Source organism: Pseudomonas sp. FG6 (assembly GCF_057809015.1).
Window position 1 is genome coordinate 86,122 of the sequence record NZ_JBMDJD010000007.1, and the last position, 21,702, is coordinate 107,823.

At 62.3% G+C, this 21,702-nt stretch carries 21 protein-coding genes and 1 pseudogene; 9 read left to right on the forward strand and 13 right to left on the reverse strand.

Going from position 1 to position 21,702, the window contains the following annotated elements; genetic code table 11:
* Positions 1 to 32: 32 nt before the first annotated feature.
* Both ACODSJ_RS06675 and ACODSJ_RS06680 read right to left on the reverse strand, forming a co-directional pair.
* Positions 33 to 230: a DUF6021 family protein gene (locus ACODSJ_RS06675; protein ID WP_489100958.1), complete on the reverse strand. Its 198-nt coding sequence runs from the start codon at positions 228 to 230 to the stop codon at positions 33 to 35.
* A gap of 100 nt (positions 231 to 330) precedes the next feature.
* On the reverse strand, positions 331 to 1,008 hold the full coding sequence (locus tag ACODSJ_RS06680; protein ID WP_489100959.1) for a peptidase C39 family protein: 678 nt from the start codon (positions 1,006 to 1,008) through the stop codon (positions 331 to 333).
* 224 nt (positions 1,009 to 1,232) lie between these two features.
* Between ACODSJ_RS06680 and ACODSJ_RS06685 the strand changes: the two genes are divergently transcribed.
* A complete protein-coding gene (locus ACODSJ_RS06685; protein ID WP_489100960.1) occupies positions 1,233 to 1,397 on the forward strand; it encodes a hypothetical protein in 165 nt (54 codons plus the stop codon).
* A gap of 64 nt (positions 1,398 to 1,461) precedes the next feature.
* Here the strand turns inward: ACODSJ_RS06685 and ACODSJ_RS06690 are convergent, their stop codons facing one another.
* Positions 1,462 to 2,211, reverse strand: coding sequence for a TerC family protein (locus ACODSJ_RS06690; protein WP_489100961.1), 750 nt, complete (start codon positions 2,209 to 2,211; stop codon positions 1,462 to 1,464).
* 145 nt (positions 2,212 to 2,356) lie between these two features.
* On the opposite strand from ACODSJ_RS06690, the gene nhaR reads away from it, so the two are divergent.
* Positions 2,357 to 3,253: a transcriptional activator NhaR gene (nhaR, locus tag ACODSJ_RS06695; RefSeq protein ID WP_489100962.1), complete on the forward strand. Its 897-nt coding sequence runs from the start codon at positions 2,357 to 2,359 to the stop codon at positions 3,251 to 3,253.
* On the opposite strand, the gene ACODSJ_RS06700 is transcribed toward nhaR, so the two are convergent.
* On the reverse strand, positions 3,250 to 4,410 hold the full coding sequence (locus ACODSJ_RS06700; protein WP_489100963.1) for an MFS transporter: 1,161 nt from the start codon (positions 4,408 to 4,410) through the stop codon (positions 3,250 to 3,252). The genes nhaR and ACODSJ_RS06700 overlap by 4 nt on opposite strands.
* Before the next feature lie 117 nt (positions 4,411 to 4,527).
* Here ACODSJ_RS06700 and ACODSJ_RS06705 point away from each other — a divergent pair.
* A pseudogene (locus ACODSJ_RS06705) lies at positions 4,528 to 4,722 on the forward strand (serine/threonine transporter SstT); the annotation flags it as partial.
* Between the two features lie 147 nt (positions 4,723 to 4,869).
* Here ACODSJ_RS06705 and ACODSJ_RS06710 read toward each other — a convergent pair.
* Positions 4,870 to 5,379 (reverse strand): DUF1993 domain-containing protein, encoded by a 510-nt coding sequence (locus ACODSJ_RS06710; protein WP_489100964.1) that lies wholly within the window; start codon positions 5,377 to 5,379, stop codon positions 4,870 to 4,872.
* Between the two features lie 130 nt (positions 5,380 to 5,509).
* Between ACODSJ_RS06710 and ACODSJ_RS06715 the strand changes: the two genes are divergently transcribed.
* Positions 5,510 to 6,154 (forward strand): YceH family protein, encoded by a 645-nt coding sequence (locus ACODSJ_RS06715; protein WP_489100965.1) that lies wholly within the window; start codon positions 5,510 to 5,512, stop codon positions 6,152 to 6,154.
* Between the two features lie 7 nt (positions 6,155 to 6,161).
* On the opposite strand, the gene ACODSJ_RS06720 is transcribed toward ACODSJ_RS06715, so the two are convergent.
* The gene (locus ACODSJ_RS06720) at positions 6,162 to 6,980 is read right to left on the reverse strand and encodes a shikimate 5-dehydrogenase (RefSeq protein ID WP_489100966.1); all 819 of its coding nucleotides are present in this window, start codon (positions 6,978 to 6,980) and stop codon (positions 6,162 to 6,164) included.
* Between the two features lie 259 nt (positions 6,981 to 7,239).
* Here ACODSJ_RS06720 and ACODSJ_RS06725 point away from each other — a divergent pair, with 259 nt between their 5' ends.
* A complete protein-coding gene (locus tag ACODSJ_RS06725) occupies positions 7,240 to 7,590 on the forward strand; it encodes a hypothetical protein (protein ID WP_489100967.1) in 351 nt (116 codons plus the stop codon).
* Positions 7,591 to 7,676: 86 nt separating this feature from the next.
* Here ACODSJ_RS06725 and ACODSJ_RS06730 read toward each other — a convergent pair whose 3' ends face one another.
* From ACODSJ_RS06730 to ACODSJ_RS06740, 3 genes are all read right to left on the reverse strand, one after another.
* Positions 7,677 to 9,212 carry a nucleobase:cation symporter-2 family protein gene (locus tag ACODSJ_RS06730; RefSeq protein WP_489100968.1) on the reverse strand — a complete coding sequence of 512 codons (1,536 nt, stop codon included), beginning with the start codon at positions 9,210 to 9,212 and terminating at the stop codon, positions 7,677 to 7,679.
* A 135-nt stretch (positions 9,213 to 9,347) separates the two neighbouring features.
* A complete protein-coding gene (locus ACODSJ_RS06735) occupies positions 9,348 to 10,169 on the reverse strand; it encodes an arylamine N-acetyltransferase family protein (RefSeq protein ID WP_489100969.1) in 822 nt (273 codons plus the stop codon).
* A 253-nt stretch (positions 10,170 to 10,422) separates the two neighbouring features.
* Positions 10,423 to 11,994, reverse strand: a complete 1,572-nt coding sequence (locus ACODSJ_RS06740; RefSeq protein WP_489100970.1) for a sensor domain-containing diguanylate cyclase — start codon at positions 11,992 to 11,994, stop codon at positions 10,423 to 10,425.
* Positions 11,995 to 12,264: 270 nt separating this feature from the next.
* Here ACODSJ_RS06740 and ACODSJ_RS06745 point away from each other — a divergent pair, with 270 nt between their 5' ends.
* Complete coding sequence (locus tag ACODSJ_RS06745) at positions 12,265 to 12,753, forward strand: hypothetical protein (RefSeq protein ID WP_489100971.1); 489 nt, start codon at positions 12,265 to 12,267, stop codon at positions 12,751 to 12,753.
* 310 nt (positions 12,754 to 13,063) lie between these two features.
* Here ACODSJ_RS06745 and ACODSJ_RS06750 read toward each other — a convergent pair whose 3' ends face one another.
* Positions 13,064 to 14,113: an NAD(P)-dependent alcohol dehydrogenase gene (locus ACODSJ_RS06750; protein ID WP_489100972.1), complete on the reverse strand. Its 1,050-nt coding sequence runs from the start codon at positions 14,111 to 14,113 to the stop codon at positions 13,064 to 13,066.
* A 183-nt stretch (positions 14,114 to 14,296) separates the two neighbouring features.
* On the opposite strand from ACODSJ_RS06750, the gene ACODSJ_RS06755 reads away from it, so the two are divergent.
* Positions 14,297 to 15,205 carry an AraC family transcriptional regulator gene (locus ACODSJ_RS06755; protein WP_489100973.1) on the forward strand — a complete coding sequence of 303 codons (909 nt, stop codon included), beginning with the start codon at positions 14,297 to 14,299 and terminating at the stop codon, positions 15,203 to 15,205.
* A 245-nt stretch (positions 15,206 to 15,450) separates the two neighbouring features.
* On the opposite strand, the gene cuyB is transcribed toward ACODSJ_RS06755, so the two are convergent.
* Positions 15,451 to 16,956, reverse strand: a complete 1,506-nt coding sequence (gene cuyB, locus ACODSJ_RS06760) for a cysteate racemase (protein ID WP_489100974.1) — start codon at positions 16,954 to 16,956, stop codon at positions 15,451 to 15,453.
* A 10-nt stretch (positions 16,957 to 16,966) separates the two neighbouring features.
* Positions 16,967 to 18,262 (reverse strand): dicarboxylate/amino acid:cation symporter, encoded by a 1,296-nt coding sequence (locus tag ACODSJ_RS06765; RefSeq protein ID WP_489100975.1) that lies wholly within the window; start codon positions 18,260 to 18,262, stop codon positions 16,967 to 16,969.
* A gap of 181 nt (positions 18,263 to 18,443) precedes the next feature.
* Here ACODSJ_RS06765 and ACODSJ_RS06770 point away from each other — a divergent pair, with 181 nt between their 5' ends.
* Positions 18,444 to 19,370 (forward strand): LysR substrate-binding domain-containing protein, encoded by a 927-nt coding sequence (locus ACODSJ_RS06770; protein ID WP_489100976.1) that lies wholly within the window; start codon positions 18,444 to 18,446, stop codon positions 19,368 to 19,370.
* A gap of 77 nt (positions 19,371 to 19,447) precedes the next feature.
* The gene (gene chrA / locus ACODSJ_RS06775; protein WP_489100977.1) at positions 19,448 to 20,806 is read left to right on the forward strand and encodes a chromate efflux transporter; all 1,359 of its coding nucleotides are present in this window, start codon (positions 19,448 to 19,450) and stop codon (positions 20,804 to 20,806) included.
* 44 nt (positions 20,807 to 20,850) lie between these two features.
* On the opposite strand, the gene ACODSJ_RS06780 is transcribed toward chrA, so the two are convergent.
* A complete protein-coding gene (locus tag ACODSJ_RS06780; RefSeq protein WP_489100978.1) occupies positions 20,851 to 21,702 on the reverse strand; it encodes a nickel/cobalt efflux protein RcnA in 852 nt (283 codons plus the stop codon).

A 21,702-nucleotide genomic window follows, 5' to 3' on the forward strand; every position in this document is an offset into this window, starting at 1 on the left:
AAAAGCCCCGACTCGTCGGGGCTTTTCTTTGCTCAAGGCTTCAGATCACCCAATGGATCATGAGTCCTGGGCGCCTGGCGCTCCTTCTCCCCGTCCAAGGGCGCCTTGGCCGGCCCTGCCGGGTCGACTTGCGGATCGTCGAGGTCCGGCGAATCCGGATCGAAACCCAGGCCCTCGCCGGATGAATGCTCGGAAGAATGCGGCCCCGTAGGTGTTTTCGACTGCGCCATACCTGCCTCCTCGAATCATGGCCCGGATATTCCGGGCCTTGAGCGTGAGAGCTTCAGGCCGACAAGGTCGTGCCCGGCAAGTGACGAACGGGACAATGGATCAATGCGCGGCGTCCAAGGCCTGTCTGGCGCGCGCCGCCGCTTGCTCCTGCCCGGCCCCGGCCAATTCCTGCGCAGCCTTGAGCCAACGCTCTGGTTCGACGTTGGCCGGAAGCTGCGTGGGTTTCTGGAGCAACACCGCCCAGCCACCCAAGCTTTGGAAGTCCGATTCGAAAGCACTGAAGCTCCTCGACTCCCGAAGATTGTTACCTGCCCGCAGCAAGACCGTCTGTTTCTGGCGGTTATAGCCGACGAGGACGCCATAGTGTATCTCGGGCCAGAACGGCGAGCCCTCGGCGTAGCGCACCAGGACGGGATAACCGGCTGCGACCTGCTCCAACAGCATAGGTAACCTGGCACGCAGGGGGTACACCACCAATCCATACTCACGCGCCAGGGTTGGGATGCTCCACTGCAAATCGCCTTCACCACCCGGCAGGCGCAAGGGTTTTTCCAGCAGCCCCGGCGTGATCACGGTGCCTTGATACGTCAGCAAGGCCGCCAGGGACTGCGGGGCGCCCTGGTACATTTCGCCTCGATAGAACGGCACGCTGTTGAGTTCTACCCGTTCAGGCAGGCGTTGGATCTGCGGCGATACGTTGCCTGCGCAACCCGCCAGGGCCGCAATACAGGCTGTCGCCAGCATAAGGGATCGAAAAGAGGAAATGACCGGCAACATGTGGACTCTCTTACAGGCACCTGGCGTCCAGGCCAGGCTTGGGCCTTAGATCATAAGACGCACACCGCCTCGGGTATAGCCTTAAACAGCAGATGGACAGCTCCGATAGAACGAACCCTTCTGCCCTTGACCAGGGGCAATCGATTGCCTGCAACACTTGGCCGGCTAGACTGTCCCTTATACAGAGTGTGCATGGCCCTGAATCCGGGCAGAAGGAGGCACAGATGAGCCCGACAACGACAATTCTGATGCTGATATTCGGCTGGCTGAGCGTGGCGGCCGCCATGCTTTGGGGGGTGCTGCGCATTTCCCGCCGCCATCACCACACACCCGCACAGCCGTCGGAAAATACCGCAAAACCAGCCCGGCACCACGTTGCCGCGCACTGAACATTTCTTCCCATGAAAAAAGCCGTCCGGACAGGCTCCGAACGGCTTTTTTACGGCTATCAGATCAGGCGTTGTTCGCCACCGCCTTCTGCCGGGCCCGGCGGGCCATCATGTTCAGCACCTCGATAGCGGCCGAGAACGCCATGGCGGCATAGACATAGCCTTTAGGCACATGGGCGCCGAAACCTTCGGCGATCAGCGTCATGCCGATCATGATCAAGAAGCCCAAAGCCAGCATGACCACCGTCGGGTTGTCGTTGATGAACTTGGCCAACGGCTCGGCGGCCAGCAACATCACCAATACCGAGACCACCACCGCGACGATCATGATCGGCAGGTGTTCCGTCATGCCCACGGCCGTGATGATGCTGTCGATGGAGAACACCAGGTCCAGCATCAGGATCTGCCCGATAGCGGCAGCAAAACCAAGGGTCACGCCAGACGAGGCCGATTTCGGGTCATCCGGGGAAGGATCCATGCTGTGGTGAATCTCGGTGGTGGCTTTCCAGAGCAGGAACAGACCGCCGGCAATCAGGATCATGTCTTTCCAGGAGAACGCCTGGCCCAGTATTTCGATGACCGGCTCAGTCAACTGCACAATGAAGGCAATGGTGCTCAACAAGCCCAGGCGCAGGATCAACGCCATGCCAATACCGATCCGCCGTGCCTTGGCGCGATGCTGTGCGGGCAGCTTGTTGGTCAGGATCGAAATGAAGATCAGGTTATCGATACCCAGCACGATTTCCATGACGACCAGGGTCGCCAAGGCGATCCACGCGGTGGGGCTGGCGGCGAGTTGTAGAAGATAATCCATGGGTCAGTCCTGACTCGATACGCGGTTAGAGGGCTTAGGGCAGGTTCGGTGCCCGCCTGGCAACGCATTCTAGAGACGCGTACACTTCAGAAAAATTCGTATTTTCAGCGCCTATACTTCGATTTTTACGAAGTTGTGTGAACCCATGCTCAATTACCGACAACTGCATTACTTCTGGGTCGTAGCAAAAACCGGCAGCATCGTGCGGGCCTGCGAGCAGCTGAACCTCACTCCTCAGACCATCAGCGGGCAGATTTCGCTGTTCGAACAGACCTATCACATCAAGTTGTTTCGCCGGGTCGGACGGCAACTGGAATTGACCGAAGCCGGTCGCCAGACCTTGCCCTATGCCGAACACATGTTCCAGCTGGGCGGCGAGCTGGAGCTGATGCTGCGGGCCCAGCCCAATGAGCAGCAAACCCTGTTTCGGGTCGGGGTGGCGGACGTCGTGCCCAAATCCATCGTTTATCGCCTGCTGGCACCGACCATGGAGTTGAACGAGCCGCTGCGCATCACCTGTCGCGAGGACAAACTCGAACGGCTGCTGGCGGACCTGGCGATCCAGCGTCTGGACCTGGTGATCTCCGACAGCCCGATGCCAAGCCATCTGGACATCAAAGGCTACAGCCAGAAATTGGGGGAATGCGGGATCAGCTTCTTCGCCACCGCCGCGCTCGCCGAACGCTACGGGCCGGACTTCCCCCATGGGCTGCAGGATGCCCCGCTGCTGATTCCCGGCCCGGAAACCGTGGTGCGCAACCGCTTGCAACGCTGGTTTGCCGAGCAACAGATCCAGCCGCGCATCGTTGGCGAATTCGATGACAGCGCGTTGATGCAGGCCTTCGGCCAATCCGGCAGCGGGATTTTCATCGGCCCGAGCGTGATTGCCGAAGAAATCGAGCGCCAGTACGGCGTACAACTCATCGGCCAGACCGACGCGGTGAGCGAATCCTTCTACGCCATTTCCGTGGAACGCAAGGTCAGCCACCCGGGCATCGTCGCGATTGCCGAAGGCGCGCGCCGCCAGCTGTTCAACGATTAGCCGTCGGCACAGGCGACACGCGGGTTGATGGTCATCAGCCACAACGCCAGCAGGATCGACACCACGATGAGGCCGGCGGCGGCGAAACCGACGCTGCCCAGCCCCAGGGTATCGATGACCCGCCCGCCGATCATTGCCCCCAGGCCGATGCCCAGGTTGCCGCCGGCGATGTTCAGCGAGGCGGCAAAGGCCGGCGCGTGTGGGGCGGCCTTCATCAGGCGCACATGGCTGACCAGGAACAGGGCTGCCTGGGTCACTCCCCAGACGCCCATCGCCAGCGCCAGGCCGAGGGTCGAGTGGATGTTCGGCACCAACGCCACCATGCCACCGATCATGAACAGGCAGAACACCATCGACGCGATCAGCGGATGCCGGTCCACCGCCCGGCCACCCAAGGAGTTGCCAAGCAACCCTACGGCGCCAAAGCCCATCAGGCACCAACCTACGAGGGTGCCGTCGAACCCGGCCAGGCGCTCGAGGATATCCGCCAGGTAGGTGTAGGCCGTGAACATGCCGCTGAACACCAGGATCGACAGCAGCACATGCCCTTGCATCAAGGGGCTGCGCAGGATCTTCAATTGCGAGCGCAGGCTGACCTGCTGCTGGTGCAGCTGGGTCTTCGGCAGATAGATGAACAGCAACAACGCCTTGGCGAAAGCGATGACCGCCAGAACCGCAAACGCGCTGCGCCAGCCAAACGCATCGCTGATCAGCGTGCCCACGGGAATGCCGAACACCGTCGCACAGACGATGCCGAAACCGATTCGGGCGATGGCCCGCCCAGCGTGTTGCGGCCCAACGATGTCCACCGCCGTTTCGCTGGCCAGCGCCCAGAACACCGGCAGGCCCAAGGCCGGGATCAGCCGGGCAATGCCCATGACCCAGATGTTCGGGGCGAATGTCGCCAGCAGGTTGGCCAGGCCGAACATCACCAGCACGCTGATAAACAACTTGCGGCGTTCGACGCGCGCGAACCAGGCGGTCAGGAACGGCCCGAACGCTGCCACGGTAAACGCGAACAACGTCACCAGCAGTCCGGCCTGGGGAATGCTGACGTGCAGGTCGCGGGCAATGGCGGGCAGCAGCCCGACGATGACGAATTCCGTGGTCAGCACGGTAAAGCCGGCGGCCGACAACAGGAAAATGGGTAACAGCATGCAGAACTCCGGCAAAACGACGACACCAGCGTCAGCCCAAGGGCTCGCCGGCGAAAATAGAAAGGTGATGACGACAAAGCCTAACAGAATGCGCCGACCAGACAAACGCGCTTGAGTTCGCTGTTGCTGATTCCCCTGGCGTGCAGCCTGTTCGGCATTCCCAGCAAGATCGCCATGCAGGTGGTGGCGATCGGGTTCATCATCGGGGTCCTGCAAGACTCGGCGGAGACAGCGTTGAACTCGTCGACCGATGTGCTGTTCACTGCGGCGGCTTGCCTGGGTGAGGAAGAGAAGCTGGCGCGTACGGCATAACCGATCTGGGCAACCTGACTTATGCAGTGACGGATCTTGCGCTTTCGCGAAGTAGGCGCCTCGGTACATCGCCGCTGCACAGACATCACAGCCACAAAAAAGCCCGGGAACGGCCCAAACCGTCCCGGGCTTTTTTGTGGCGGCGAGTTAGAACGCGCCCATGTAGTCGCGCTTGCCCACTTCCACGCCGTTGTGGCGCAGCAATGCGTAGGCAGTGGTGATGTGGAAGAAGAACTGCGGCAGGCCGTAGGTCAGCAGGTAGTTCTGGCCAGTGAAGCGTTTTTCCTTCGGCGTGCCCGGACGGGTAACGATCTCGATGCCTTCCTTGCCGTCGATCTGTGCCGCAGCGATGCCATCGATAAAGGCCAGTACCTTGGCGATCAAGGCTTGCAGCTCGGCGAAGGTGGTCTCGCTGTCGTCGTATTTCGGTACTTCGATCTCAGCCAGACGCGCAGACACGCCCTTGGCGAAGTCCACGGCGATCTGCACCTGGCGCACCAACGGGAACATGTCCGGGTACAGGCGGGCTTGCAGGAAAGCGTTCGGGTCGATGTTTTTCGCGGTGGCGTGGGCTTCGGCCTTGTTCAGCACATCGCTCAAGGCGTTGAGCATCTGCTTGAAAACCGGGACGGAGGCGGCGTACAGGGAAATAGTCATGGCGATCTCATGCAGTTGGCAGGAAAGAATGAATCAAACGGAAGCGATTATAGCCACGGCTCGTTGCACGACTTGTCTTTTATTGCGCAAGGATTAGGCTAGGCGGCTTCCACAGCATAGGGAACGCGCGATGAGCATCGACGAACAAAGCCAGGCTGAAGAACCCCGGCTCAGCAGTACAGAAATCCGCATCCTCGGCGCGCTGGTCGAAAAACAGGCCACCAACCCTGAAACCTATCCGCTGACCCTCAACGCCCTGGTATTGGCTTGCAACCAGAAAACCAGCCGCGAACCAGTGATGAACCTCAACCCGGGCCAAGTCGGGCAGAGCCTGCGAGCACTGGAAGGCCAAGGGTTTACCCGCTTGGTGATGGGCAGTCGTGCCGACCGCTGGGAACACCGGCTCGACAAGGCCCTGGAGCTGGTGCCGGCCCAGGTGGTCCTGATGGGGCTGCTGTTCTTGCGCGGCCCGCAAACCATCAACGAACTGCTCACCCGCAGCGGCCGGATGCACGACTTCGAAGACACCGAGCAAGTGCTGCATCAGCTGGAGCGCCTGATCGCCCGCGGCCTGGCATTGCTGGTGCCGCGCCAGGCCGGCCAGCGCGAGGACCGCTATGTGCACGCCATGGGTGACCCGGCGGACATCGAAGCGATTCTCGCCGCCCGCCAGCACCCTGTAGAGCGCAGCACCGGCGGTGTTTCGCTGGAGCGCATCGAAGAGCTCGAAGCGCGGATCGCCGCCCTGGAAGAGCGGCTGGACCGGCTGGAGTAACCGCCGTTCAGGAGCGGGCGAAGGCCACGGCTTTTTCGAACTGTTCCTGGCTGGGTCGTACGCCAGTGTAGAGCACGAACTGCTCCAAGGCCTGGATCGCAATGACTTCCAGGCCAGTGATGACCCGTTTACCTTCGGCCTGGGCGCGCACGATCAATGGCGTTTGCGACGGCACCGCCACGACATCGAACACGATCTCGGCCGCTGCAATGGCGGCGGGCTCGAACGCCAACTGATCGGCTTCCGGGCCGCCGCTCATGCCGATCGGCGTGACGTTGATCAACATCTGCGGCCGAAGACCAGCCAATTCAGCCTGCCAGGCGTAGCCCAGGGACTCGGCCAGGGCGCGCCCGGTGGCTTCGTTGCGCGCCACGATCACACCGTTCGGATACCCGCCGTCGCGCAAGGCGCTGGCCACCGCCTTGGCCATGCCGCCGCTGCCGCGCAGCGCAAACGTGGCGTCCTTGGGCACCGCATGGGTGTGCAGCAACTGGGCGATGGCGATGTAGTCGGTATTGTAGGCTTTCAGGTGGCCCTGGGTGTTGACGATGGTGTTGATGGATTGGATCGCTGCGGCGGAAGGGTCCAGTTCGTCCACCAGGGCAATGCAGGCCTCCTTGAACGGCATCGACACGCCGCAGCCACGGATGCCCAAGGCCCGGATGCCACCCACGGCACCGGGCAGGTCCTGGCTGCTGAAAGCCTTGTAGTAGAAATTCAGCCCCAGTTGCTCATACAGGTAGTTATGAAAGCGCAGGCCGAAGTTCCCCGGGCGCCCCGACAGCGACATGCACAGCTGGGTGTCTTTGTTGGGATTGATCTGCATGCGGATCTCCTTGCGTTGACTTTCGGACAGACGGAATCACCGCCCCGTCCGCTTCAATTCGATGACGAGCCCAAGCCAGGCGCGGCCTCCAGCCAGGCGACCAGGGGCGACGCGGTAACGAAAGCGGTACAGACCTTACACAATATTTACCCAACGGCGCGGTAAATTCTGGAAAAATCGTTGTCAGAGCAAGTACCCCCGCGACCCTCAACGGGTCTGTCGCAGACCACAGCCGCCGGGGCCGAAACGAGGAACAGCCATGAATCGTAAACTTCCCATCATTGCCCTGCTCATGGGGGCACTCGCGGTCACCGGCCAGGCATCCGCCCACGGTCGTGGTGGTTGGGAGGGGCCCGCCGTATTTGGTGCCATTGTCGGTTCAGCCATCGTCGGCTCGGCCCTCATCAACCGTGATCGGCCGGTGTACGTGGAGCAACCGGTCTATGTCCAGCCGCAGCCGGTCTATGTGCAGCAACCGCCTCCGGTCTACTACCAGCCGCAGCCGGTGTATGTAGAACAACCGATCTACTATCGCCCGGCCCCGGTGTATTACGGGCCACCACGGGGCTACTACTATGGTCCGCCCCGGGGTCATTACGGTCGCTGGTAATCCAGTCGCCGAGAATACAAAAAATGCCTGTGATCAGTGATCACAGGCATTTTTTATTTGCCGCGGTTTGATGGATGAGCGGGCGCTCAGACGTGCTCACTGCTCTTGAGTCGAACCGGCCCATGTTCGGTCGGGGCATGTTCGGTCGGGGCATGGGAGGGCTCGGCGATCACGGGCACCTCATTGCCATCGCAGTCGTGCAGTTTGCCCTCACTGAAGTAGTCCCCTTCGCGCAGCGCCGCCAGATCCTGGTAGCGCAGCACCCGCTCGGTGCCGGCGGCGAAGACGGACTGCTGGTCGGAGTTGCCTCGGGTGAAGTGGTTGAAGGTCAGGTTCAGCACGATGGCCATGATGGCCGAGGAACTGATGCCCGAATGGAAAATGGTCGCGAACCAGCTTGGGAAGTGATCGTAGAAGTTCGGCGCGGCAATGGGGATCATGCCGAAGCCAATGGAGGTGGCCACGATGATCAGGTTGACGTTGTTGCGGTAATCGACCTTCGACAGCGTACGGATGCCGCTGGCGGCCACGGTACCGAACAACACGATACCGGCGCCGCCCAGGACGGAAGCCGGCACGGCGGCGATCACGCGGCCCATGAACGGCAACAGGCCGAGCACCACCAGGAACACCCCACCGGTGGCCACCACGAAACGGCTCTTGATCCCGGTCACGGCCACCAGCCCGACGTTCTGGGCGAAGGCACTCTGGGTGAAGGAACCGAAGATCGGCGCAATCATGCTCGACAGCATGTCAGCCCGCAGGCCATTGCCCAGGCGCCGGGAGTCGACCTTGGTGTCGATGATCTCGCCCACCGCCAGGATATCGGCCGACGTTTCCACCAGCGTCACCATGATCACGATGCACATGGACAGGATCGCGGCAATATGGAAGGCCGGCATGCCGAAGTGAAACGGCGTCGGGAAACCGAACATCGGGCCCTGGCTGACACCTGAAAAATCCGCCATGCCGAGGAACACGGCAATGACCGTCCCGACGACCATGGCCAGCAGGATCGATAACCGGGAAATACTCGCGTTGCCCAGCTTGCTCAGCAGCAACACCAGCACCAGGGTCACGGCGGCCAGGCCAATGTTCGCCATGCTGCCGAAATCGCTGGCGTGGCTGTTACCGCCCATCGCCCAGCGTGCAGCCACGGGCATGAGCGTCAGGCCGATGGTGGTGATCACGATGCCCGTGACCAGTGGTGGGAAGAACCGGGTGATGCGCGAGAAGACCGGGGTGATCAGTAAGCCGATCAGGGAGGCGGCGATCACCGCGCCCAGGATGGCTTGCATGCCGCCCTCCCCATCCGTGCCGACGATCGCCACCATGGTCGCGACGCCGGAAAACGAAACGCCCTGGACCAGCGGCAACTGACAGCCAAAGAACGGCAGGCCGAGGGTCTGCAACAGTGTCGCCAGCCCGCCTGCAAACAATGACGCCGCGATCAACAGGCCGATGTCCGCCGGTGCCAGCCCGGCCGCCTGGCCGATGATCAACGGCACCGCGACAATGCCGCCATACATGGTCAACACATGTTGCAGGCCGTAAGCCATATTCGCGCCGACGCCAAGGTTTTCGTCCTCGGGCCGTGGGAGTGAAACATGGGGCGTTTTCATGGTTCGGGGTTTCCCTGGTTTTTGTTATGCGCACACTGTATTCAAAACTCGGAACAAATGTCCATAGAGTTGTATACAACTTGTTGCGCACCCCGTCAGAAAACCCTAGCCGACTCCCGCCCTCGCCAACCCTCCTTAGTCCAATACCCCCTGCACAGCTGGGCGCAAGAGTTCCCGCGGCGGAACACGCAGGCCGAACTCCTGCTCCAGCAAGTCGATCAGTTGATCGGCGTCGGTGAGGGTCCGTCGCTCACTCTCTTCGCCGATCCGGTGTACGGCGTAGCTGTTGCCGTTGAGCGTCTTGCGCAGCTTGTCGCCCGTGCGGGCCACCATCAGCCGGCCCATGAACGGCGACTCCGGGTGGTTGCTGACGTACCAGTTGCCGAGGGTGTAGTCGATGTCTTCCTGGCGTTGCAGGTCGAACAGGTACATCGGCCGCCACTCGCCGGCGACGTTGGCGCGCAGCATGTAGCCGTCCGCCTGGGCCTCGATCCGGTACGGTTCGTGGGGGGTGAATTGGGCATCGCGGCTGTCCAGCAGCAACGGTGCGGTGGGCACCATGCCACCGAAGCCGACGTCAGTGATGTAGCGCACGCCATCGAACGTCACCAAACTCAGACGGTGAGTACGGGCGGCCCAGGTGCCCTCAGGCGCATTCATCACCACCCGGCCAGTGATGCCCCGCGCCTCGAAGCCCAGCTCCTGGAGCAAGGCCAAAAACAACTGGTTGAGCTCATAGCAATAACCGCCGCGCCCCTGTTCGAAGACTTTGCGCTCGACCGACGCCAGGTCGATGGGCACCGGTTGGCGCAGCAGCGTGGAGAGGGTCTCGAACGGAAACTCAGCCGTATGGCGCCGTTGAAGCTGTTGCAGGGTGTCGAGGGTCGGTGCGGGCTTGTGGTCGAAACCCAAGCGCTGTAGATAGCGCTTCGAATCGCTCAGTTGAAACGTGTCCATGGGGTGTCCTTTCCGGTCCGGTGCAGCGCCGCTGGAGACGCGCGCTGCGTTCGGGCTGGTATAAGGCATTTCCCCGCACCAGACAATAATGGCCCGGGACTGCCAATGGCCGAGCTTCTCACGCCCCCGCCGTTCAACGCCGCTTTTCCACGGCCACGATCTCCTGGCCATCGAGCGTGTAGCGGGGCTGCAAATGCAGGATGAACTGACTGAGCAATGGACCGTCGCCCCTCGTCAATGATTCCAACCGATCTCAACGATCCGAACGTTGCAGCGCATCCAGTTCGTCTTGCAGCGACAAGACCGCCACGCGGTTGCGACCCTCGTGCTTGGCTTGGTACAGGGCGGCGTCGGCCCGCTGGATGAACACTTCGATGCTGTCCAGGCTGCTGGGCACGAAGGCATAGCAACCCAGGCTTACCGTCAGGTAACCGGTGGGCGAGCCGGAGTGAACGATGTGCCTGTCGATGACCCGGTGGCGAATTTGCTCGGCCAGCGCCATCGCCCCGCTCAGGTTGGTATCGGGCAGCAGCACCGCGAATTCCTCGCCACCATAACGCACCGCCAGGTCAGCCTTGCGGTGACAACAATCTTTCAATACCTGCGCCACTTGCGCCAGGCAATGATCCCCGGCCACGTGCCCATAGGTGTCGTTGTAGCGCTTGAAGAAATCGATATCGACCATGATCAGGCTCAGCGGGCTGTGCTGGCGAGCACCTCGGCCGAACTCGATGTCCAACGCCCGTTCGAACAGCCTCCGGTTCGCCAGCCCGGTCAGGCTGTCATGGGTGGCGATCAGTTCCAACGCCTCCTGGGCCTTGCGCAGGTCGGCCTCGATCCGCTCGCTGTTGCGCACCTGGCGGGCGAATACCCACCCGAACAGGCAAATGCCCAGGACCACCAAGGCCACGATCAGGCTGGACTGGAACGCCCTGCCGGACCAGCCCGCCAGGATCGCCTCCTCGGACATCGCCGCGGTGACCACCAGTGGGTAGGCCTGCAAATGCCGGTGGCCGTATAACCGGACCACACCATCGACTGCGGAGCGGATCACGGTTTCGCCGCCCAGACCGACGACCGTGTCATGCTTGAAAATAGGCTCCTCGGCCAACGGCCAGCCGATTCGCGCCTCATCGTAAGGCCGGCGGGCCAGCAACGTCCCATCGGACAAGGCCAGGGTCATCTCGCTTTTTTCGTCGAGGCTGAAGCTCCTGAAGAACTTGTCGAAGTAGCCCATCTTGATCCCGGCCATCAACACGCCCTGGAAGTTGCCGTCCTTGTCGTTCACGCGCCGTGAAACCGGAATGATCCACTGGCCATCCTGCCGACTGCGAATCGCCGGCCCGATGTGGGCGATCAACGAAGCATTCTGCTGGTGGAAAAGAAAGTACTCCCGATCCGCGACCCCGGCGCCCTTGACCAGTTTGTCGAACGAGGTCACGACCCAATGACCTTGCTTGTCGAACAGGAACAAACCTTGCAGTTGTTCGAGGGACTGCACCCGCCGGACAAAGGTGTTATGCATGCGCGGTCGCATGTCCGGACCGAAACCGTCTGATTGGATCCAATCTGCCAGGCTGGCCAGCACCAGATCCGCCTGAAGGAAGGTGTCCTGGGCCTGTTGGGCCATGGCTTGGGTAAGGTTGACCGAGGCGACGCGGGCCGATGTCAGATCCTGGTGGCGGGACTGTTCAAGTTGCAGATAGAGCAAACCACACAGGCACAGGCAGACCGCCGCGATAAACATCACCGCTGCCTTGAGCAGGGGGAGACGTTTCAAGGCACCGCCGGGAGGATGGAGCGGATCGATGATGGGGATAGGCAAGCGAAATCCTGAGGGGGGGCAAAAGCATGAGCAATTCGCTCAAACCCCCCAATATTCGAGAGCTTAGCCTACCGTTTGTGGGGCGGCAATTTGCGCGTGTCGCCGAGTCGATGGATGGCCCGACTGGATCCAAAAACGCCGCGGTGGCGAGCAGGTCGTCATGACCCACGCCAGGTCCGTCACATGATCCAGCGCAAATGAATCTGCCCCCCCTTCGGCTAAGCTCAACCTCATTGAGCCAATCCAATCATCACGACAGGGAAAATCGACATGAGCAAGGCAGACCAACTGGCGGCCAAACTGAGGCAAGCCCAACGGACCCCGGCCGATACCGATCATTGCGCCGACCTGGCCATCGAACACTGGCCCGCCCAGGTCTACGAACTGTACCGGCAGATCGAGACCTGGCTGGCACCGGTCTGCGAGGCCGGCCTGGACATCCGGCACAATCCCACCCACGTGTTTGAACGCCACGGCAGCGGCTCGTCCTACCACTACGCCATCGATCAACTGGTGATCGAGGGCAATCACCGGCGTATCGAACTCGACCCGATCGCCCGCTTTTCTTCCGAAGGCGAAGGCTGCATCGAAGTCCACCTGAAAGGACAACTGCGCCGCCTTGTGCGCACGGTCGGCGAGCACGGTGACTCGCTGTGGCATATCCAGGCGCCAAGCTCGACCGGGCAACCGCGCCCCAACGCCCTCGCCCTGGACGAAGACGCCCTGCTTGCATTGGTGGAAGAAGGCCTGGGGCTTTGACGCTTGCTTGATGGACCTGTGAGCGAGCTCGCGATGACGCCAGCCCAAACACCACCAACCCCATGGCGAGGGAGCTTGCTCCCGCTCGGCCGGTCCGACGCCTCGGGCGCAGCAGTCGTAAACCGGGCAACTCGGTGCAACTGAAACCGTGCAGGGGCCTGCTTCACGCAGGCCAGCGGGAGCAAGCTCCCTCGCCACAGGGGATTTGTTTAAGACTCGGGGGGTGGGGTGGCGGCTCATTGATCGCGGGCGTCCGCAGATTGCGCGCCCACATCGCCCCTTTCCTGTGAGCGAGCCTGCTCGCGATGGCTTAGCTGGCCAAGGTCGCGTTATCGATCACGAAGCGATACTTGACGTCACCCTTGAGCATGCGCTCGTAGGCCTCGTTGATCTGGTCGGCGCGCACCAGCTCAATGTCGGAAACGATGCCGTGCTGCGCGCAGAAATCCAGCATCTCCTGGGTTTCGGCAATGCCGCCGATCATCGACCCGGCGACGGTGCGCCGCTTCATGATCAGGTTGAAGACATTGGGCGATGGATGCGGGGTCGCCGGGGCGCCCACCAGCGTCATCGTGCCGTCGCGCTTGAGCAGCACCAGCAAGGCGTCGAGATCGTGGGGCGCGGCCACGGTGTTGAGGATCAGGTCGAAACTCTGGGTGTGGGTCGCCATTTCCTCGGCATTGCGCGACACCACGACCTCATCGGCCCCCAGTTGCCGAGCCGCTTCGCGCTTGGATTCGGAGGTGGTGAACGCCACGACGTGAGCGCCCATCGCATGGGCGAGCTTGATGCCCATGTGGCCCAGGCCTCCGATGCCGACCACGCCGATCTTCTTGCCCGGCCCGGCATTCCAGTGCCGCAGAGGCGAATAAGTGGTGATGCCCGCGCACAACAGTGGCGCGACGGCGGCCAGTTGCGCTTGCGGGTGACGGATGCGCAACACATAGCGCTCATGCACCACGATGTTTTGCGAATAGCCGCCCAGGGTCCAGCCTGGCTCGTCCGGGGTCGGAAAGTTATAGGTGCCGATCATGCCGTCACAGTAGTTCTCCAGACCGCTGTCGCAGTCGTCGCAGTGTTTGCAGCTATCGACGATGCAACCGACGCCGACCAGGTCGCCAGTCTTGAAACCCGACACGTGGGCGCCGACTGCCGAAACCCGGCCGACGATTTCATGGCCCGGCACGCAGGGGAACTGCGTGCCCGCCCATTCGGCACGCACCTGGTGCAGGTCCGAGTGACAGATGCCACAGAAGGCGATGTCGATCTGGACATCATGGGCGCCGGGGGCTCGACGGGTGATTTGCAGGGGCTCAAGGGGCTTGTCGCCCGCGTGGGCGCCGTAGGCTTGGACACGCATGAGAAGACTCCTCGCTGGGTGGGAATGCCTTCATTTTCCGGCAGCCGCGTGGATGGCCGATAGCACATTCCCGTGCAATTCTTGCCTGATCCTATGGCTTATCAGCCGACCTATAGGCAGCGCTTCGCCTGGCAGGCTAATGTTCTGCCCATAGCTATCAACCTCAAACACACCGGACCCCAGATGGCCAGCCAACACCGCTCCTTGCAACAGACCCTCGCCGCCGTCATCGGCGCCCGGACCGCGCGTTCGGGCGACTTCGAAACATCGATCAGCGGCCTGGGCCTCTTTCGTCGCGAAGCCCCGGCGGCCCCCGTCATCTGCATGGTCGAACCGAGCATCGTGCTCGTGGCCCAAGGCGTGAAGCAGCTCTGGATCGGGGGCCAGGCGTATGGCTACGACACCCACCGATACCTCATGACGTCGCTGGACATCCCCGCCAATTCCGAGGTGCTGGTGGCAAGCCAGAAACAGCCCTGCCTGGGCCTGGTCCTGCGGCTCGATTTGCGCCTGGTGGCTGACCTCATCGCCCAGGGCGGCCTTGCACCGAACCGGGACAAGCCGGTGGGTGTCGGCGTGGGCATCGGCGCGGCGACACCGGATCTGCTGGAACCTTTCGTACGCCTGCTGGGGTTGCTGGACGAACCCGAAGCGATCCCGGTGCTGGCGCCCTTGATTCAGCGCGAACTGCATTACCGCCTCTTGATGAGCGAGCAGGGCACGCGGCTGCAACAGATCGCCTGCATCGGCAGCCAGGGCTACCGGATCGCCAAGGCCATCGACTGGCTGAAATTGAACTACACCGCGCCCATACGCGTGGACGATCTGGCAGCACAGGTGCAGATGAGCCCCCCCACCTTCCACCACCACTTCCGCCAGCTCACCGCGATGAGCCCGCTGCAATACCAGAAGTGGCTGCGCCTGAACGAAGCCAAGCGCCTGATGCTCAACGAGCACATGGACGTGGCGAGCGCGGCCTACAAGGTGGGCTACGAAAGCCCTTCACAGTTCAGCCGCGAATACGGCCGCCTGTTTGGCGCACCGCCCAAGCGGGATATTGCCGCCTTGCGGGAGCCGGCCAAGGCGGTTTGATTCACCATTGGGCCTGGACCAACGGTGGGAGCAAAGCTTGCTCGCGATGACGCCAGACCAAACACCACCAATCCCGTGGCTAGGGAGCTTGCTCCCGCTCGGACGGTCCGACGCATCGGGCGTAGCATTCGTAAACCGGACGACACGGTTTGTCTGAAACGACGTCGGGGCCTGCTTCGCAGGCCAGCGGGAGCAAGCTCCCTCGCCACAGGTGTTAACTATGTCCCCAGTCCGAACAGGTTATTTCAAGTCCTTACAGCCTTGGCAGCGGCCACCGATGCCTCGGCTTTCTCGGCCAACGCAACGCACTTCATTGCAAGGATCCTCGTCGGGTCGACCAGCGCCACGCGGCGCCCGTTGATCTCGAACGCCGCGCAATGCTCCAGCACCAGGGGCAACTCCGTGCAGCCGAGGATCAGCACTTTCGCGCCCAGCTCGCACAAATGCTCGGCCGCCAGCAGCAGTTGCTCCTTGCACAGCCCGTCGGTGAAACCGGCCTTGATCCCTCGCGGCCCGTAGATGGCGTCCATGACCAGCGCCTGGTAATCCACGCCCGGCGTCAGGATCTGCAACCCGGCGTGCCGGGCCGCCTGGTGATAGACCTGGCTCTGCACCGTGCCGGACGTCGCCAGCAGGCCGATTGCCTGGCCCGGGCCATAGGCGTTCAGGATCCACTCCACGGTTTCGCCCAACATGTTGACGATGGGCACCCGCAAGTGCGCCTGAATGCGCTCGACGAAAGCATGGGCGGTGTTGCAAGGGATCGCGATGGCGTGGGCTCCCGCGCTTTCAAGGCGCTTGCAGGTGGCGTACATCGCCATCGTCGGATCGGTTTCATCGCGTAACAGGCTGGCGGTGCGGTCCGGTATCTGCGGGTTCTGTTCGACCACCATCTTGATGTGTTCCTGGTCCTTGCCCGCTGGCGTGTTGGCCACCACCTTGGCCATGAAGTCCACCGTCGCCGCCGGGCCGACACCGCCGACGATGCCCAGTTTGAACGGCAGCGGTCGCGGTTGCGCCTGATCCAGCGTGGCGAAATCGGCGTAGATCTCGTTGATGTCCAGCACCGCGACGCCACGGCGCTGCAAGTCCGCACACACCAGGGACAACTCGGTCATGCCGGGCAAGATCACCGTCGCGCCCTGGGCTTGCAGCGAGAGGCAGGCCTGGTAGACCGCCTCCAGTGGCACGCCTTGCAAATGACCGTCCTTGATGCCGTTGACGCCGTACATGGCCTCCATCAACCCCGCCTGGGCTGGCGCGTCGGGGTAGACCAGCTTGAAGTCCTGGCCCAAGTGCCGCTCGAACAACCCGCAATGGCGCACGAAGTCGGAGGCGATCACCCCCAGCGTCGCCCCCGGCGGGACGCTGAGGCCGACATGCCGGGTCAGCGCCGCCATCATGTCCAGCACCACGATGCCCAGTTCCTGCTCGATCTCCGCCCGGAAGGTATGGCTGGCGAAGCACGGCAGCATCACCGCGTCAAAACCACTGTCCTCGAAGGACTTGCACACCTGGAACACATAGAACTTGCGCGACGTCATGCTCGCGCCCTGGTCCAGGGGCAGCAGCACGTCCTTGAACGGGTGCTGCTCGAACAGGAAATGGTAGCGGCCCTGATCTTCGAGCACCGCCCGGGATTTGATCAACTTGTAGAACAGATCGCCCCCGGCCAGCGACCCCAGCCCACCGACAATACCCAGCTTGCGGACCGCGGTGGCCTTGTCGCCCGGCTTCGCCTTCATCTTCATGACCGACTCCTCACACTGCCGCAACCGCTTCGGTTCGGCACCGAGCGGGCGTCGGCACATCAACGTCCTCGACGGGCTCCTCGTGCGGTTCGGCTCGGGCGACCACGGCCGTCGCGATGCTGTTACCCACCACGTTGGTGGCGGTGCGCGCCATGTCCAGGAACTGGTCGATGCCGATGATTAACAGCAGCCCCGCCTCGGGCAGATTGAACATGGGCAAGGTCGCCGCGACCACGACCACCGAGGCTCGCGCGACACCGGCCATGCCTTTGCTGGTGATCATCAGCGTCAGGAGAATCAGCATCTGTTGAGTGAAACTCAGGTCAATGTTGTAGGCCTGGGCGATGAACAGGATGGCGAACGCCTGGTACATCATCGAGCCGTCCAGGTTGAAGGAATACCCCAGGGGCAACACGAAGCTGGACACGCGTTTGGGTGCACCGAACTTCTCCAGCGCTTCGATGGTTTTCGGGTAGGCCGACTCGCTGCTGGCCGTGGAAAACGCAAGGAGGATCGGTTCGCGAATAAGCTTGCCCAGGTGCAGGACCGAGCGGCCAAGAAACAGGTAGCCCGCCCCGAACAACAACGCCCAGAGAATCAGGATTCCCAGGTAGAACTCGGCGATCAGCTTGCCGTAATCCACCAGCAAGCCGAGCCCCTGAGTGGTGATGGCCGAGGCGATGGCGGCAAACACACCCATCGGCGCGAAGGCCATCACGTAGTCGGTGATCTTGAACATCACCTTGGCCAACTCGTCGATGCTGTCCGTTATCCGGGTGTAGCCGGCGCGCTTGACGCCGGCCAGCGCAAAGCCGAAGAACAGCGAGAACACCACGATCTGCAGGATCTCGTTATTGGCCATCGCCTCGGCAATGCTGCGCGGGAACACGTGGCCGATAAACGCCTTGAGGCTAAAATCACCGGTATTGACCGGCACCGCTGCCGTCGCGTGTTGGGCCACGTCCAGGTTCAACCCGGCACCAGGCTGGAACAGATTGACCAACCCCATGCCGATCAGCAGCGAAACCACAGAAGCCGTCACGAACCAGGCCATCGCCCGGGCGCCGATCCGGCCCACGGAGCGGGAATTGCCCATGCTGGCAATCCCTCCCACCAGCGTCGCGAACACCAGCGGCGCGATGATCATCTTGATCATGCGCAGGAAAATGTCGGTGACCATTGAGAAGTATGCCGCGACCTCCTTGGCACTTTGTTCGCTCCCTGCAAAATGGTGACACGCCCAACCCACCAGCACGCCCAGGGCAATGCCCAAGGCAATTCGACGCGGGAGCTTATTCTTTTTCACGATGCGATCCTCAAGTAGTTCTTGGAATTTTTTACTTGGCAGGATCGATTCTAAGGAGCGCATCGGCAGGGATGATGAGTAATCCGGCTAGCCCCATGCGCTTTTGGAATAGTTACGCAAAAGCCCTGCTGGGCCGGGAGATTGCGCAGTAAGATGGCGCTCTCATCGCTGGAGAATCGAGATGCAACTCAAATGGCTGGACGACCTCCTGGCGATCGCCGAGTGCAAGAATTTTTCCCGCGCCGCCGAAGTGCGCTGCGTGACGCAATCGGCCCTGTCACGGCGCATCCGCTCCCTGGAAGAATGGGTGGGGGTCAAGTTGGTCGACCGCGGCACTTACCCCGTCCAACTCACGCCCGCCGGCGTGACCTTCTGCGATGAAAGCCGGGAGACCCTCGCCGGCCTGTTGAGATTGCGCTCGACCTTGCGCGACGTGGAGCGGATGCCCGGACGGTCCATCCAGATCACCGCCGGCCACAGCCTCTCGATGACCTTCCTGCCGAAATGGCTCAGCCAGTTCCAGCAACACAACGAACAGTTCAATGCCCGGGTGGTGGCGGCCAACATTCACGACGCGGTCATCGCCCTCGAAGAAGGCAGTTGCGACTTGATGATGGTCTACCACCACCCGCTCGCCCCGATCCTGCTGGACGCCGAACGTTTTGGCAGCCTGGTCCTCGGCCACGACACGTTCGTTCCCCTGTGCGCGCCCAACCCCAAGGGCGAGCCGCTGTTCCGCCTGCCGGGACGCTCCGGCAAGCCGGTGCCCTACCTCGCCTACACCGCCACCACGTTCCTGGGCCGCGTCGCCGACATCGTCATCAAGAACGGCCCCGCCCCGACGGCGTTGCAACGCTGCTATGAGGCCGACATGGCCATGCTGTTGATGCGCATGGCCATCGAAGGTTATGGCGTGGCCTGGTTGCCGCAAAGCGCGGTGGCGGACGAGTTGGAGCGCGGGTTGTTGGTCAGGGCCGGCGATGAGCAATGGAGCACGCGGCTGGAAATACGTTCGTACTGTGCGATTGCCAACCGTAACCCGACGATGCGTAAACTCTGGAAAACCCTGGAAGGGGCTTCGTTGCGTTTACCTGCCGCAGCTGTTTAGCTTCACCGAACAATCTATTGGGTCGCGAGTCGACATCGACAGCCCCGCTCATCGCTTTCATGAAAAGAGGAATACCCATGAGTTTGGCTTGCGAGTCATCGGCAGGACCGGATCAGTCGCGGCCAACGCCCATCAGCTTGCGCGAAGCCTTCTGGTTCTGGCTGAAACTGGGCTTCATCAGCTTCGGCGGGCCGGCGGGACAGATTTCGATCATGCACCAGGAACTGGTGGAGCGCCGCCGCTGGATCTCCGAACGACGCTTCCTGCACGCCCTCAACTACTGCATGTTACTGCCAGGGCCGGAAGCCCAGCAGTTGGCGACCTACATTGGCTGGCTGATGCATCGCACCTGGGGCGGCGTGATCGCCGGGGGGCTGTTCGTGTTGCCGTCGTTGTTCATCCTGATCGCCTTGTCCTGGATGTACATCGCCTTCGGTGAAGTCCCGGTGGTGGCCGGTCTCTTCTATGGCATCAAGCCGGCCGTGACGGCGATTGTCGTGCAGGCCGCGCACCGGATCGGCTCGCGGGCCCTGAAGAACAACTGGTTATGGGCCATCGCGGCGGCGTCGTTTGCCGCGATCTTCGCCTTCAACGTGCCGTTCCCACTGATCGTCCTGAGTGCCGCGCTGATCGGTTATGTGGGCGGGCGGCTGGCGCCGGAAAAATTCCAGGTCGGCGGGCACAGCGCCGCCGGCAAATCCTTCGGCCAGGCCTTGATCGACGACGACACGCCCTCTCCCGCCCACGCCCGCTTCCATTGGCTGAAACTCGCGCTGCTGGTGGTGATCGGCGTGCTGCTGTGGGCCTTGCCGATGGGCGTGCTCACCGCCCTGTTTGGCTGGCAAGGCACCTTGACCCAGATGGGCTGGTTCTTCACCAAGGCCGCCCTGCTGACCTTCGGCGGCGCCTATGCGGTGCTGCCATATGTGTACCAGGGCGCGGTCGGCCACTACAGCTGGCTGACCCCGACACAGATGATCGACGGTCTGGCGTTGGGGGAAACCACCCCCGGGCCGTTGATCATGGTGGTGGCGTTCGTCGGCTTCGTCGGGGCCTATGTCTCGCAGGTATTCGGTGCCGACCAGGTATTTCTGGCCGGCGCCGTCGCGGCGACCCTGGTGACCTGGTTCACCTTCCTGCCTTCGTTCCTGTTCATCCTGGCCGGTGGCCCGCTGGTGGAATCGACCCACAACGAACTCAAATTCACCGCCCCGCTGACGGCGATTACCGCCGCAGTGGTCGGGGTGATCCTCAACCTGGCGTTTTTCTTCGGCTACCACGTGCTGTGGCCCAAAGGCTTCAGCGGCGCGCTCGACTGGCCTTCGGCGCTGATCGCCCTGGCCGCCGCGATTGCATTGCTGCGCTACAAGCGCGGGGTCATCCAGGTGCTGGCGGGGTGTGCGCTCGTGGGGTTGGTGGTGCACTTGTTGCGATAGGAAGCTTCACGGGCAGGCACAGCGTCTGCGCCTGCCCGCTCGCTTCATGAGTTCAAACCGATCCAGCCATGCACGCCCACATACACACCGACGGCGATGATCAACACGCTGGACAGGTAAGGCGCACGCCGGGCAACAGCACCCAGCCACGGCCAACGGTTGGAAGCCTGCCTGGCACCGATGGCCGCCGCCGCGCCCACACTCACCAGGGTGATCGCCAAGCCAATGCTGAAACACAGCACGAGCATGCCGCCCAGGGCGACTTCCTTGACTTGCAGGCACAGCAGCAGGACGGTGATGGCCGCCGGGCAAGGAATCAACCCACCCGTCAGGCCAAACATGACGATCTGGCCGGTGGTGACCTGGCGGTTGTGGAAGCGTTTGCGAATATCGTCCGCGTGGGCGCGCTCATGGGCATCCTGGTAACCCTCCGGCGCCAGTTGCAGGCCCCCGTGGGTTGGGTGTGCATGTGCATGATCGTGGTGGTGGTCATGTCCATGGTGATGGTCGTGATCGTGATCGTGATGATCGTGTTCGAGCCTGAACATCCGTTCGCCACGCCAGGTACGCCAGAGCATCCACAGGGCAATCACGATGATCAGCAGCGCAGACGCCAGTTGGAAGTAAGGCTCACTGGTCCGCGCATCCATCCCTTGACCAAGGTACATGCCCCCGATAGCGACCAGCCACACCACGGCGGTGTGGGAAAGCGTGGCGGCAAGCCCCAGCAACACAGCCTGTTTGACCGAGCCACGAATGGCCACGATAAACGCTGCCATCATGGTTTTTGAATGGCCGGGCTCCAGGCCATGCAAGGCCCCCAGCAGGATCGCACTGGGAAAATACAGCCAGGCGTGAGCGCCCCCTTGTTGCAGCAGTTCAGCGAAATTGGGCAT